The sequence below is a fragment of the Bradyrhizobium sp. AZCC 2262 genome, assembly GCF_036924535.1.
Taxonomy (GTDB): domain Bacteria; phylum Pseudomonadota; class Alphaproteobacteria; order Rhizobiales; family Xanthobacteraceae; genus Bradyrhizobium.
On record NZ_JAZHRT010000001.1, the window covers coordinates 7,159,684 to 7,173,285 of the forward strand.

Annotated in this window: 13 protein-coding genes; 9 read left to right on the forward strand and 4 right to left on the reverse strand. The window is 63.7% G+C overall.

All coding sequences use genetic code 11. The annotated features are described in order from the left end of the window. Positions 1-15: 15 nt before the first annotated feature. From V1283_RS33645 to V1283_RS33655, 3 genes are read right to left on the reverse strand one after another with little or no spacing between them, the layout of a single operon-like run. Complete coding sequence (locus tag V1283_RS33645; protein WP_334390910.1) at positions 16-1,068, reverse strand: acyltransferase family protein; 1,053 nt, start codon at positions 1,066-1,068, stop codon at positions 16-18. Continuing rightward, positions 1,065-2,522: a hypothetical protein gene (locus tag V1283_RS33650; protein ID WP_334390911.1), complete on the reverse strand. Its 1,458-nt coding sequence runs from the start codon at positions 2,520-2,522 to the stop codon at positions 1,065-1,067. The genes V1283_RS33645 and V1283_RS33650 overlap by 4 nt, the downstream gene beginning before the upstream one ends. A gap of 18 nt (positions 2,523-2,540) precedes the next feature. Beyond that, entirely contained in the window at positions 2,541-3,368 is an 828-nt protein-coding gene (locus V1283_RS33655; protein ID WP_334390912.1) for a sterol desaturase family protein, read from the reverse strand. A gap of 308 nt (positions 3,369-3,676) precedes the next feature. Between V1283_RS33655 and V1283_RS33660 the strand changes: the two genes are divergently transcribed. The 9 genes from V1283_RS33660 (at position 3,677) to V1283_RS33700 (ending at position 12,469) form a co-directional block, all read left to right on the forward strand. Continuing rightward, positions 3,677-3,841, forward strand: a complete 165-nt coding sequence (locus V1283_RS33660; RefSeq protein WP_334390913.1) for a Flp family type IVb pilin — start codon at positions 3,677-3,679, stop codon at positions 3,839-3,841. Positions 3,842-4,043: 202 nt separating this feature from the next. Further along, complete coding sequence (locus V1283_RS33665) at positions 4,044-4,568, forward strand: A24 family peptidase (RefSeq protein WP_334390914.1); 525 nt, start codon at positions 4,044-4,046, stop codon at positions 4,566-4,568. A 127-nt stretch (positions 4,569-4,695) separates the two neighbouring features. Then, a complete protein-coding gene (cpaB, locus tag V1283_RS33670) occupies positions 4,696-5,490 on the forward strand; it encodes a Flp pilus assembly protein CpaB (protein ID WP_334390915.1) in 795 nt (264 codons plus the stop codon). A 41-nt stretch (positions 5,491-5,531) separates the two neighbouring features. Further along, positions 5,532-6,983: a type II and III secretion system protein family protein gene (locus V1283_RS33675; protein WP_442895798.1), complete on the forward strand. Its 1,452-nt coding sequence runs from the start codon at positions 5,532-5,534 to the stop codon at positions 6,981-6,983. Between the two features lie 21 nt (positions 6,984-7,004). Further along, positions 7,005-7,745: a CpaD family pilus assembly protein gene (locus V1283_RS33680; RefSeq protein ID WP_334390917.1), complete on the forward strand. Its 741-nt coding sequence runs from the start codon at positions 7,005-7,007 to the stop codon at positions 7,743-7,745. Then, positions 7,742-9,013, forward strand: a complete 1,272-nt coding sequence (locus tag V1283_RS33685) for an AAA family ATPase (protein WP_334390918.1) — start codon at positions 7,742-7,744, stop codon at positions 9,011-9,013. The genes V1283_RS33680 and V1283_RS33685 overlap by 4 nt, the downstream gene beginning before the upstream one ends. 22 nt (positions 9,014-9,035) lie before the next feature. After that, the gene (locus V1283_RS33690; protein ID WP_334390919.1) at positions 9,036-10,499 is read left to right on the forward strand and encodes a CpaF family protein; all 1,464 of its coding nucleotides are present in this window, start codon (positions 9,036-9,038) and stop codon (positions 10,497-10,499) included. A gap of 7 nt (positions 10,500-10,506) precedes the next feature. Further along, a complete protein-coding gene (locus tag V1283_RS33695; protein WP_334390920.1) occupies positions 10,507-11,484 on the forward strand; it encodes a type II secretion system F family protein in 978 nt (325 codons plus the stop codon). A gap of 10 nt (positions 11,485-11,494) precedes the next feature. Then, complete coding sequence (locus tag V1283_RS33700) at positions 11,495-12,469, forward strand: type II secretion system F family protein (protein WP_334390921.1); 975 nt, start codon at positions 11,495-11,497, stop codon at positions 12,467-12,469. A gap of 280 nt (positions 12,470-12,749) precedes the next feature. On the opposite strand, the gene V1283_RS33705 is transcribed toward V1283_RS33700, so the two are convergent. Next, complete coding sequence (locus V1283_RS33705; RefSeq protein ID WP_334390922.1) at positions 12,750-13,592, reverse strand: tetratricopeptide repeat protein; 843 nt, start codon at positions 13,590-13,592, stop codon at positions 12,750-12,752. Positions 13,593-13,602 lie beyond the last annotated feature (10 nt).

Here is a 13,602-nt window from a genome sequence, read left to right on the forward strand (position 1 = left end):
CGTCCGCCAAGGACGTCAGGAGACGGTCATGACGGCTTTCGGGGCGCCACCGGCCGACGCCAATGCGTGGCCCAGCCGGTTAAAGCGACGCTCGATCCGGGGCTCGATCAGATAGTAGCTGAACGCCAGCGACACGGCGGTGACCAGCATGAACAGCGGCACCAGGCCGATCGGAAAGAGCGCGGCGATGAACGACACCACGGCGAAATGAACCAGATAGATGGCGTAGGAGTGACGTCCCAACAACGTCATCCAGGACAACGAGACGTTCGAGATCAGGACACCGAGCGCGAGTGCAGCGAGCAGCGCGACCTCGGCGCCCTGCGGCGGGGACATCAGCGCGGCGCCGAGCAGAAACAGCGCGCCGAATGCCGGCCTGTTCTTCAACTCGATATAATCATACAGCAGGATGCCGAAGCCGAAGCAGATCGCCTGGCGCGGCAGCCAACTCGTGAAGACTCCTTCAGCCAGATACGCCTGGCTGGCGGGCAGTGACGCGGCCAGCCGCGGAATCAGGTAGGGCTCGACGATAAATTGCCCGATGAGGCTCACGAGCGCGATCAACGCGTAGCACAGCATGGCGCCGTTGCGCCGGCGGAACAGATAGATCAGAAGCGGAAACAGCAGATAGAACTGCATTTCCACCGCAATGCTCCAGCCGCCCGGAACGACCGAATTGTAGGCGGTGACGCTGCTCGAATGCAGGAAGAAGAACGTCAGCAGCACGTCGCTTGCGCCGACGCCGTCAGGCGCAAAGTTCGTGATGCCGCGGCCTCGCGTCACCAGCAGATAGAAAACAATGGCGACCCAGAACAGCGGTGCGATCCGAAAGAAGCGCCGGAGATAAAACGAGCGGGCGGCGGCGAGATCGACCCTGTCGCCAAACGTCAGCATCATCGTATAGCCGCTGACGATGAAAAAGAGCTGGACACCGAGCCCGCCAAACTCCTTGGCGAACCAGGTCAGGCCGGGAACGCCGCCGGTGGATTCTTCCTGGCAGTGCACCAGAACGACCAGCAGGATGGCCACGCCGCGCAAAAGATCCAGCGATTGGTTACGCCGTGTCATGGCGTGGCGGGGTTGCGGACATGCAAAACGGCGTTGCCATCGGTGTAGGCGCGCCGCCAGCCGCCGATATGATCGAGCAGGCCGACCGCAGGCGTCGACGGCGTCAGCAGCACGGCATCGATGTTCCATTTATCGAGAATGTCGAGGAACTGGTTGACGTCCTTGAGCTGCATGGCGCGGTAGAAGGCCATGTCGAACGCTTCGCCGTAAAGTTCGGCGCGTCCATCGACGAATACGGGAATCTGCCGCCAGATCAGATAGCCGCCGAACGGCAGATCGTTGAGAACCCGCTTTGGATTGTGCGCCTTCAGCGCATCGACAGCCGCCGACGGCGACTGGCTTTCGGGTGGTGCGAAAGTGGTGTTGGCCGCGAGCAGCCATGTCCAGCCGCCGAGCAGGACCATCACCGCCGCCATCACAGGCATCGGGACAGCGGCGCGGGCGAACCAGGCCGGCCGCAGCGCGAACTGCGACGCCACCGGTGCGAGCACCACGATCGGCAGCAGCAGGGCGAATATCTCGACGTTCCTGACGTGCGACAGCGCCATGTGCAACAGGCCCAGCACCAGCGCGATCCGCGGCGGCGTGAGCTTGACGCCACCGTAGAGCGCGCCGGCGATCAGCATGAGGATCGCCATCTCGAACGTGCCGAATTTGCTGAAGTCCGCCGGCATCCATTCATAGATCAGGTGCAGGAGCTCTCCGAGGTCGAGGATCTTGCGTGCGGCGAGGATCGAGCCCCACCCGTAAGGCGTGGCGCAGCAGGCCACCAGCGCGCCGATGCCGAACGCAGCCCAGCGCAGCGCCACCGACTTTCGCTGTGCGTGATCCGCATTCCACAGCGCGTCGAGCGCGAACGCGCCTGATAGCACCAGGCCAAACACGAAGCCGCCATGCAAATTCGCCCACAGCGCGATCAACGGCAGCAGCCATGGCGAAGGCGCCTGACCGCGCTCGCTCGCCGACATCAGCCCGTTCGCCCACGCCAGCATGATCGGCAGCACCATCACATGCGGGCGCGCCAGGAAATGCCCCATCGAAAGCGCCAGCACCACCATCGTGACAGCGACCGCATAGGCCGCCGGGATGCGGCGGCCCAGAATGTGAGTGAACAGCGCGAAGGTTGCGGCGATGCATCCAGCGGCGAGGGTTACCGGCCCGGTCCAGCCCGCCAGATTGTAGCTCGTCGCATACAGTACCTGCGCCAGCCAGGACGACGACGTCCACGGCTCTCCCGCCTTGGTGAACGAATAGATGTCGACACGCGGCAATGCGTTGTGGTCGAGGATCCACTGGCCCACGGCAATCTGCCAGTAGGTATCGGAATCGTTCAGAAGCGCCCGTCCGCCGATCGCCACCAGCGCGTAGACGCCAATTCCGAGCCAGAGCCATGCCGGGACGTCGGCAAGGCTGAGGGCCTTCGCCCGCTGGATCGCTCCGGCTTCAGTGCTCATGCGAAACTGCCCGCCCGACTATTGACGGAACGGATAGGCCAATTGCCCACCGATCTCGGTGGGAATCTCCTGACCGTCCACACCGTAATTGTCGGGCAGCCGGCTCTCCGGCATGCGGAACGTGCCGAACAGGATGTCCCACAGCGGGAAGGTGCCCGCGAAATTGGTATTGCCGCCCTCTTCGAGCGAGGTGTGATGCCAGCGGTGGAAGACCGGCGTGGCAAGCACGTATTTAAACGGGCCGAGCGTCCAGTTCAGGTTGGCGTGAACGAACGCGGAGTGGAAGGTCGTGAACGGCCCGACCCACAGCATGATGTTGGGCGAGATGCCCGCTATCAGCAGGATGACGTCGACCAGGATCGTTCCGATGAACAGGTTGACGGGGTGAAACCGCGCCGCCGAGATCCACTCCAGATCTTCCGATGAATGATGGATGGCATGGTATTTCCAGAATCCGCCGCCGTGAAACATGCGGTGCAGCCAGTACAGCATGAAGTCGGACGCAACGAGGAACAGTATCGCCTGCACCCAGAGCGGCAGCTCGGACAACGGCCCATGGCCATTGTCGTAGAATGCGATCAGTTCGTCGGGTTCATGAATGTTGAAGAGCACGGCGGCGCCGAGCACCAGCAGCCCGATGCGGAAGATGCGCGCAAACACCGGCACGAAGAACCAGTAGCAGATGTCGGTGATGAGTTCGCGCTTGCGCCACCAGGGCTTTCCCGGATTGCAGGCCCAGAAATGCGAGAGCACCGTAAATACAAGGCCGAGCGCGATCGTGACCGGCACGACCTTCGCCATCGTCTGGCCTACGACCTCGATGACTTCCATTGGCAAACCGGACATGACGACCTCTTTCAATCGGAGACGTCAGGGGTATCTGGTTGCGCTTAAAGAGCCGTGAATCGACGGAGTCGACCGGCACGGCGCGAGGCATAACGGACGGCCTCCGCAGCTCCGCTTGCATTTGATCGAACGCCTTAATTCAGTGTTTACTGTGCTCAAGAACTGCAAGTTCCAAGCATTTTTGCGTGGTCGAATTAACTGCGTCGAAATTGTCGCACCCTAGGGTCACGGCATGGTCACGGTGCTGAGAACGCCGGCGAGACCAAACTTAAGTTCGACCAGCCACGTGTACACAGGAGTTATCATCTATGAAGAATCTCGTTTCGCGTTTCGTGAAGGATGAGTCCGGCGCCACCGCCATCGAATACGGCCTGATTGCCGCCGGCATCGCGATCGCGATCATCACCGCCGTCAACGGTCTCGGCACCAAGCTGTCGACCAACTTCAACACGATCTCGAACTCGCTCAAGTAAGCGACGGTTGCGATCACGCGTCAAAGGCCCCGGCTTGCCGGGGCCTTTATCGTTTTTGCAAAGCGCCCGCGCCGGAGCCAGCAAGCCGCCGTCGGATGTGGTTCGAACGTGCGATTTTCCGGCGTTTCCCGATTGTTCACTTCTCGTGGCTAGGCTCGGCCAAGGCCTGGACCCCGGGTCAACTGCAGCCTCGCGTGAACTCATGATCCTCGATACCGCCCGCCTTCTGCTGTTTCCGGCCCTGATGGCGTTCGCAGCCGCGAGCGACCTGTTCACGATGACGATTTCGAACCGGGTGTCGCTGGCACTGATCGCCGGCTTTGTGGCGCTCGCGGTGCTGGGCGGCATGGGCCTGCACGACATCCTGCTGCATTTCGGCGCCGGCGCGGCCGTTCTGGTGGTGGCCTTCGCCTGCTTCGCGATGGGATGGGTCGGCGGCGGCGACGCCAAGGTCGCGGCCAGCGTGGCGCTCTGGTTCGGTTTCGACCACCTGCTCGATTATCTGCTCTATGCCTCGCTGCTCGGCGGCGCGCTGACGATCCTGCTGATTCAGTTCCGGCAATGGCCGCTGCCTTCCCTTCTTGCAGGACAAGCCTGGCTGAACCGGCTGCACGACAAACAGAGCGGGATTCCCTACGGCATCGCACTCGCCACGGGCGCGCTGATCGTCTATCCGCAGACCGAATGGATCAAGGTGATCGACCTCGCTCACCTCGCGATGCGCTGATCCAGCGTCGCTAACATTCCGTTAAGGCAATTTACACACGCCTCATTAACCATGCTTTGACGAATAGCTGGTCAACTCCCATCACGGCGGCGGAAGCGTCGCAGCGTAATGTGGAAAGTGAAGCGTAATGAATACCGCACGCATTATGGTCCTGGCGGTCGCCATCGGCGCCGGCGGCATTGCCGCGTATCTCGCCAGCGGGTCCGACGACAAGCCTGCGCCGGCCCAGCCGGTCGCGCAGATGCAGACCGTCGATATTCTCGTCGCCAAATCGGATATCGGCCTCGGCCAGTCGGTCAAGCCGACCGATCTGCAATGGCAGACCTGGCCGGCCGCGACCGCCAGCAGCAGCTTCATCAGCCGTGCGAGCAAGGCCGACGCCATCAAGGAGATCACCGGCTCGATCGCCCGCTCGCCGTTCATCGCGGGTGAACCGATTCGCGAGCAGAAGCTGGTGAAGGCCGACGGCTCCGGCTTCATGGCGGCGATCCTGCCCGCAGGCTACCGGGCCATTTCCACCGAAATTTCCCCGGAAACCGGCGCCGGCGGCTTCATCCTGCCGAACGACCGCGTCGACGTGCTTCTCACCAAACGCGACAAGAATCCGGACAAGACCGGCCCGGACGTCCCCAATTCGGAGGTCATCCTCAGCAACATTCGTGTTCTGGCGATCGACCAGGCGCCGAAGGAAAAAGAAGGCGCCAGCGCGCTGGTCGGCAAGACGGTCACCCTCGAACTGAAGCCCGAGCAGGCCGAAATACTGGCGCGATCGCGCCAGAGCGGTTCGCTGACGCTGGCGCTGCGCAGCATTGCCGACATCAACGCGGTCGAAAAGCCGGACGATCAACAACTCAACAGGCGCGGCGAAAACCTCAACGTCATTCGTTACGGCATTGCCAGCCAGCAGACGGTACAGAAGTGACCGAAAGGACGCACGATATGAAGTGCAGGGAAATTCAGCCGATGATGCGAACGTTCATCGTCCGCGCCCTGTCGTTTTCGGCCGTAGCCGCTCTCACGCTCAATCCGGCGCTGACGCCGGTGGTGGCGAGCGACTATCGCGTCGCAGCTCCGGTCGCCACCGACGGGCAGATGAACGCGCGGTTCGTCTCGCTCGGGATCGGCAAATCGTTCGTGATCGACCTGCCGCGGGAGGTCAAGGACGTGTTGGTCGCCGATCCGAAGGTCGCCAACGCCGTCATCCGCTCGACCCAGCGCGCCTATATCATCGGCGCCGCGGTCGGCCAGACCAATATCGTCTTCTTCGATTCAGCGGGCGCCCAGATCGCGGCCTACGACATCGCGGTCAAGCGCGACCTCAACGGCGTGCGCGCCGCGCTGAAGCAGTCGCTGCCGAATTCGGACATCCTGATCGAGGGCGTCGGTGACGGCGTGGTTTTGACCGGCACCGCGGCGAGCCCGATCGAGGCGCAGCAGGCCGCCGATATCGCCGCCCGCCTCGTGGGCGGCCAGGAAAAGGTCGTCAATTCGATCGCCGTCCGCGGCCGCGACCAGGTGATGCTGAAGGTTACGGTCGCCGAAGTTGCCCGCAGCATCATCAAGCAGCTGGGTATCGATCTCACGGCCAACATGAACTACGGCACCGCGGTCGTGAGATTCGACAACTCCAATCCGTTTACCGCTCTCGGCCGTCCCCTGGTTGCGACCAACGGGGTGCAGACAGCATTCGGTGCCGCTCCGTCGGTGACGGCTACGCTCCGCGCGATGGAGAGCGCCGGCGTTATCCGCACGCTGGCTGAGCCCAATCTGACCGCGATCTCGGGCGAAGCCGCGACCTTCATTGCCGGCGGCGAATTTCCCGTTCCCGCAGGCTATTCCTGCGATCCGGTCACGCGCGTCTGCACCACCCAGATATCATTCAAGAAATTCGGCATTTCGCTCAACTTCACGCCGGTGGTGATGACCGAAGGACGGATCAGCCTTCGCGTCATGACGGAAGTGTCGGAGCTGTCGAACGACAACTCGATCACGCTGACGCAGGCTTTCAGCAACAATTCGGCGAACTCGCTGACCATTCCCTCGATCAAGACCCGCCGCGCGGAAACCACCCTGGAGATCCCCTCCGGCGGCTCCATGGCGATGGCGGGCCTGATTGCGGAGCAGACCAAGCAGGCCGTCAACGGCCTCCCCGGTCTGTCGCAATTGCCGGTTCTCGGCACGCTGTTCCGCAGCCGCGACTACGTCAACAACCAGACCGAACTGATGGTTCTGGTCACGCCCTATGTGGTGCGCGCGGTGGCGCAGAAGGATTTGTCGCGGCCCGACGACGGCTTTGCCGCCGCCTCGGACCCGCAGGCCGACCTGCTCGGCAACATCAATCGCATCTACGGCGTTCCGGGCCGTGTCGAAAAGGCTCGGAATTATCGCGGCACCTACGGCTTTATTACGGACTGAGGCGGGACGATGACACCGAGAATGAAATCAAACAAGCCCGCCGATCCCCGGCGCGCGCTCTGCCTGGCGGGAGCGCTGATCGGTCTTTCCGTGGCGCTTAGTGCCTGCAACCACACCACCGACGTGGCGACGACGGCGGGCGTGCCCGACGATTATCGCCTGCGCCACCCGATCGCGGTCCAGGAAGCCGACCGCTCGATCGTCGTCTTCGTCGGCCGCGGACGCGGCGGCCTTTCCGCCTCCCAGCGCGCCGACGTGATGTATCTGGGCCAGACCTGGATGCGGGAAGGCACTGGCATCATCAGCATCGACGTGCCCGTCAATACGCCGAACGCGCGGGCGGCCGAAGATTCATTGCGCGAGATCAAGGCGACACTTGCCGCCGCCGGCGTGCCGCCGCGCGCAACCAATGTCCGCCAATACCGCCCCGAAGATCCCAGGCACATGGCTGCGATCCGCCTCAACTATCCGAAGATTTCGGCGGTGGCCGGTCCATGCGGGCTGTGGCCGGAGGACATCGGACCGTCGATCCACAACAAGGGCTATTTCGACAACAAGCCTTATTACAATTTCGGCTGCTCCTATCAGCGCAATATGGCAGCGATGGTCGACAACCCGTCGGATCTCGTGCAGCCGCGTCCCGAAACCCCGGCCTGGGCACCGCGCCGTGCCGTGGCGTTCGAGAAATACCGCAAGGGCACCACCACCGCGACAACCTATCCCGAGGCCGACAAGGCCAAACTCAGCGATACCGGCAAATGATCACCTACTCGCGTCAGAACACAGACCAGCCGCCGGAAATCGCGGCGCCGTCGACCGAGGATCACATCGCGCCGGCGCCGCGGGTGTCGGTGCAGGCTTTCTGCGAGACGGTGGAAACCGCGGCCGCCGTGCAGTCGGCGGGCGAAGACCGCCGCCTCGGCAAGGCTCACCTCAAGATCCAGATGGGCGGCATGGCCGCTGCCGTCGAGGCCTACCGCTCGGCCCCGACCCCGAACGTCATCATCCTGGAGACCGAAGGCCGCAACGACATTCTCCTCGGCCTCGACCAGCTCGCCACCGTCTGCGACGCCGGAACCCGCGTGATCGTGATCGGGCGCATCAACGACGTCATGCTCTATCGCGAGCTGGTGCGCCGTGGCGTCAGCGACTACGTCATCGCCCCGGTCAGCGCCATCGACGTCGTGCGCTCGGTCTGCAACCTGTTCTCGGCGCCGGAAGCCAAGGCCGTCGGCCGCATCATTGCCATCGTCGGCGCTAAGGGCGGCGTCGGTGCGTCCACCGTCGCCCATAACGTCGCCTGGGCGATCGCGCGCGATCTGGCGCTGGATTCAGTGGTCGCCGATCTCGACCTCGCTTTCGGCACCGCCGGCCTCGACTACAACCAGGACCCGCCGCAGGGCATCGCGGATGCGGTGTTCTCACCCGACCGGGTCGATACCGCCTTCCTCGACCGCCTGCTGTCGAAATGCACCGACCACCTCAGCCTGCTGGCGGCGCCGGCAACGCTTGACCGGGTCTATGATTTCGGCGCGGAGGCGTTCGATTCGATCTTCGATACGCTGCGCACCACGATGCCCTGCATCGTGCTCGACGTTCCCCACCAATGGTCGGGATGGACCAAGCGCGCCTTGATCGCGGCCGACGACATCCTGATCGTCGCGGCGCCCGATCTCGCCAATCTGCGCAACACCAAGAACATCTTCGACCTCCTGAAGACATCGCGGCCGAACGATCGCGCCCCGCTCTATTGCCTCAATCAGGTCGGCATCCCGAAGCGTCCGGAGATCCCCGCCGCCGAGTTCGCCAAGGCGATCGAAAACCACCCGATCGCCACGATTCCGTTCGAGCCGCAAATCTTCGGTTCGGCCGCCAATAACGGCCAGATGATCGCGGAAATCTCCGCCACGCATCGCACCACCGAGATGTTCCTGCAGATCGCGCAGCGGCTCACCGGCCGCGGCGAGACCAAGAAGCCTAAGAGTTCGTTGTTGTCGCCCTTGATCGAGAAGTTGCGGGCCAAGAAGTAGGTCGCCTGCATGGAGTGCCATCGTGTTCGGTAAGCGTAGTGGAAATGAAAGCGATACAAGGGCGCCAAGGCCCGCCGTCCCGGAGCCGGTTGCCGCCAGCGCCGCGGTAGCACCGCGCGAGGTCGCCGCGCCGACCGTGGCTTCGCCGCCGATCGCCCCCGCCAAGGCGCCCCCTGCCCCCGCCATGGAGGCACGGCGATCCGACAATTACTACCAGGTCAAGGCGACCATCTTCGGCGCCCTGATCGAGGCGATCGACCTCGCCCAGCTCGCCAAGCTCGACGGCGAGTCGGCGCGCGAGGAAATCCGCGACATCGTCAACGAGATCATCGCGATCAAGAACATCGTGATGTCGATCGCCGAGCAGGAAGAACTGCTCGACGACATCTGCAACGACGTGCTCGGCTACGGACCTCTGGAGCCGCTATTGTCGCGCGACGACATCGCCGACATCATGGTCAACGGCGCCGGCACGGTGTTCATCGAAGTCGCGGGCAAGATCCAGAAAACCGGCATCCGCTTCCGCGACAACCAGCAGCTGCTCAACATCTGCCAGCGCATCGTCAGCCAGGTCGGCCGGCGTGTCGACGAATCCTCGCCGATCTGCGACGCCCGCTTGGCCGACGGCTCCCGTGTCAACGCTATCGTTCCGCCGCTGGCGATCGACGGGCCCGCACTCACCATTCGTAAGTTCAAGAAGGACAAGCTGACGCTCGACCAGCTGGTCAAGTTCGGCGCGATCTCGCCGGAAGGCTCGCAGATCCTGCAGATCATCGGCCGCGTCCGCTGCAACGTGCTGATCTCGGGCGGTACCGGTTCCGGCAAGACCACGCTGCTGAACTGCCTGACCCAGTTCATCGAGCATGACGAGCGCGTCATCACCTGCGAAGACGCCGCCGAACTTCAATTGCAGCAGCCTCACGTGGTGCGGCTGGAAACCCGTCCGCCCAACATCGAAGGCGAAGGCCAGGTGACGATGCGCGAACTGGTCCGCAACTGCCTGCGTATGCGCCCCGAACGTATCATCGTCGGCGAAGTCCGCGGACCCGAGGCGTTCGACCTGCTGCAGGCCATGAACACCGGCCACGACGGCTCGATGGGAACGCTGCACGCCAACAACCCGCGCGAAGCCCTGTCACGCTGCGAATCCATGATCACGATGGGCGGCTTCTCGCTGCCCTCGCGCACCATCCGCGAGATGATCTGTGCTTCGATCGACGTCATCGTGCAGGCCGCGCGTCTGCGCGACGGCTCGCGCCGCATCACCCACATTACCGAGGTGATGGGCATGGAAGGCGACACCATCATCACCCAGGACGTATTCCTGTACGACATGATCGGCGAAGACGCGAACGGCAAGATCATCGGGCGGCACCGCTCGACCGGGATCGGACGTCCGCGGTTCTGGGAGCGCGCGCGATATTTCGGCGAAGAGAAACGGCTTGCGGCCGCGCTCGACGCCGCCGAAGTCATCGAGAATACGTGAGGAGTCAATGAGCATACAGACGCTCGCACTGGCGTTTCTCGCCGCTACCGCCATTGGCGGCCTGGCCTGGGTATTCATCTATCCAATGTTGTCGGGCGAGAGAAAGGCCGAATCCCGCCGCGCCTCGATCGCGCGTTCCGACGCTCCGGCGCGTCAGGCCGAGAAAACCCAGCGCTCGCGCCGCGAGCAGGTCGAGGGATCGCTGAAGGAACTCGACGCCCGGCGCAAGAAGGAGAAGTCCGTCCCGCTCACCACCCGCCTTGCGCAGGCCGGTCTGGGATCCTGGACGCCCCAGAAGTTCTGGATCGTGTCAGGCATTTCCGGCGCGGTCGGATTCGCGCTCGCCTTTGTGATCGGCGGCAGCCTGCTGGGCGCCGCCGTGATGGCTTTCGGCACCGGCCTCGGCCTGCCGCGCTGGGCCCTGGGCTTTCTCAAGAAGCGCCGCGAGAAGGCGTTCCTGAAGGCGCTGCCCGACGCCGTCGACGTCATCGTGCGAGGCATCAAGGCCGGTCTGCCGCTGTTCGAATCGATCAAGGTGGTGGCGGCCGATTCACCCGAGCCGCTCAAGAGCGAATTCAACGCCATCATCGAAACCCAGACCATCGGCATGCCGCTCGGCGAGGCCTGCGCGCGGCTGTATGAGCGGATGCCGTTACCAGAGGCGAACTTCTTCGGCATCGTGGTCGCGATCCAGCAGAAGTCGGGCGGCAACCTGTCGGAAGCGCTCGGCAACCTCTCCAAGGTGCTGCGCGACCGCAAGAAGATGGGAGAGAAGATCAAGGCGATGTCGACGGAAGCCAAGGCCTCCGCGGGCATCATCGGCTCGCTGCCGCCGATCGTGATGCTGCTGGTCTGGATGTCGACGCCCGACTACATCGCGCTGCTTTGGACCCATCAAATCGGTCAGTTCATGCTGGTGTGCTGCGTCGGCTGGATGACGATTGGCGTCCTGGTGATGAAAAAAATGATCAATTTCGACTTCTGACGGTGCAGCCATGATTGATTTTCTGATCACCAAGATGCACGACGCGCGGTTCATGACGATGCTGCTTGCCGCCATCGCGGCAAGCGCGACCGCCTATACGCTGATCATGCCACTGCTTGCCGGCGAAGGCCTCTCCAAGCGCATGAAGGCCGTTGCCAGCGAGCGCGAGCGGCTCCGGCAGCGCGAGCGCGACCGCCTCTCCAAATCGGAAAAGGTCTCGCTGCGGCAAACCCCGAAGCAGCTCGTTTCCAAGGTGGTGGAAGATTTCAACCTGACCAAATGGCTGGCGCAGGAAGCCGCGCGCGACAAGCTGATCATGGCCGGCTATCGCGGCCACGCGCCCTACGTCACGTTCCTGTTTGCCCGCGCGGTGACACCGATCGTGCTGTTTATCGGCGCTGTCCTCTACGTGTTCGTGATCACGCATATGGACAAATCGCTGACGGTCAAGCTCGGCATCTGCGTCGCCGCTGCCTATCTCGGGCTGCAGGCCCCGATGCTGTTCCTGAAGAACGCCATCAGCAAGCGCCAGCTCTCGATCAAGCGCGCCTTTCCCGACGCACTCGACCTGCTGCTGATCTGCATCGAGTCCGGCATGTCGGTCGAAGTCGCCTTCCGCAAGGTCGCCACCGAAATTGCATCGCAGTCGATCGGGCTGTCGGAGGAATTCTCGCTGACCACGGCCGAATTGTCCTACCTGCAGGACCGCAAGGTGGCTTACGAGAACCTCGCCAAGCGCACCGGCCTCGAGGGCGTGAAATCGGTCTGCCTGGCGCTGATGCAGTCGGAACGCTACGGCACCCCGCTCGGCCAGAGCCTGCGCGTGATGGCGCAGGAAAACCGCGACATGCGGATGAACGAGGCCGAGAAGAAGGCGGCCGCGCTGCCGCCGAAGCTCACCGTGCCGATGATCCTGTTCTTCCTGCCGTGCCTGTTCATCGTCATTCTCGGACCGACCTACATCAAGCTCCAGATGATGCAGTAAGGCGGCGCGGCAGACGCCGCGCCGTTTGGCCGTTGCCGGCGAGCGGCTTGCTGCCTCACCAAAACTTCAGCGCGCCAGCACCGGCAGGCCCAGGCAAAATCCTGGTGTGGAAGTCCTGCACGGCGGGAAGCGAGGCGGGGCGGTACGACGCGACGCCCGGCCTGATTTGCGAATAGCTCTGAAATACCTGGATCGCCCGCCGGAGCCTGTCATCGGGAGCGCATCCGCGCGATCCGTTAGCGGGGGATGACGAAGGCCGTGATGGTGACGGCTGTGATGCTCAGTCGGGTCGGTTGAGGGCTGCGACCGGGACGGTCGCCTTGTTGCCGGGAGGACGCGAATTGTCCTTGTCCTTGCGGCTCAGCATTTCACGCAGGTAGGCCACATTGGCAGTCGCCTCGTCGGCCGGCAGATCGCCTTTGGCGATGGTCTCGGCTTCCGCGAAGCGGCCCTGCAGGCCGACGACGAGCGCCAGGTTCTGCCGCACCCTCGCGTCGGCGCGGGGATTGGAATAGGCGCGGCGCAGCGTTTCCTCGGCCTGCGGCAATTCCCGCGTCAGCATGTAGGAGAGACCGAGATTGGACAGCACCGAGGGTTCTTCCGGCATGATCTTCAGCGCGGACTCGTAGTAGCGGCGGGCCTCCTCGTGCTTGCCCATCTTGTCGAGCGTGGTGCCCTGCACCGAAAGAATGCGCCAGTCGGGATTGGCGGGCGAATGAGCGCGGCTGAGCACGTCGAAGGCCGCCTGGGAATTGCCGTTGTCGGCGAGCGCGCGGCCGTAAGCGGCAAGCAGCGCCTTGTTGCCGGAATGGGCGATGGTGGCCTGTTCGAGCACGGCGGCGGCCTGCGCCCGCTGGCCGGTGGCGCGGAGCGCCTGGCCGTAAGCCAATGCCGCCTCGGCATCCTTGGGATTGGCGCGATATCGCTCGCCGTAGACCTCGGCCGCGCGCTGCGGATCCTCGGCAACGGCTTGCGCCTTTGGGGACGATGAGGTCAGCGACCCCGTGATGTCGGACATGGTCTGGCAGCCGCCAAGGCCGGCGGCGAGAACCGCCGTCACGGCCGCGGAGGAGAGGAACCGGGCGAGAGCAAGAGACCCGGCATGGCTGGACTGTCGACGCATGGCACTTCAA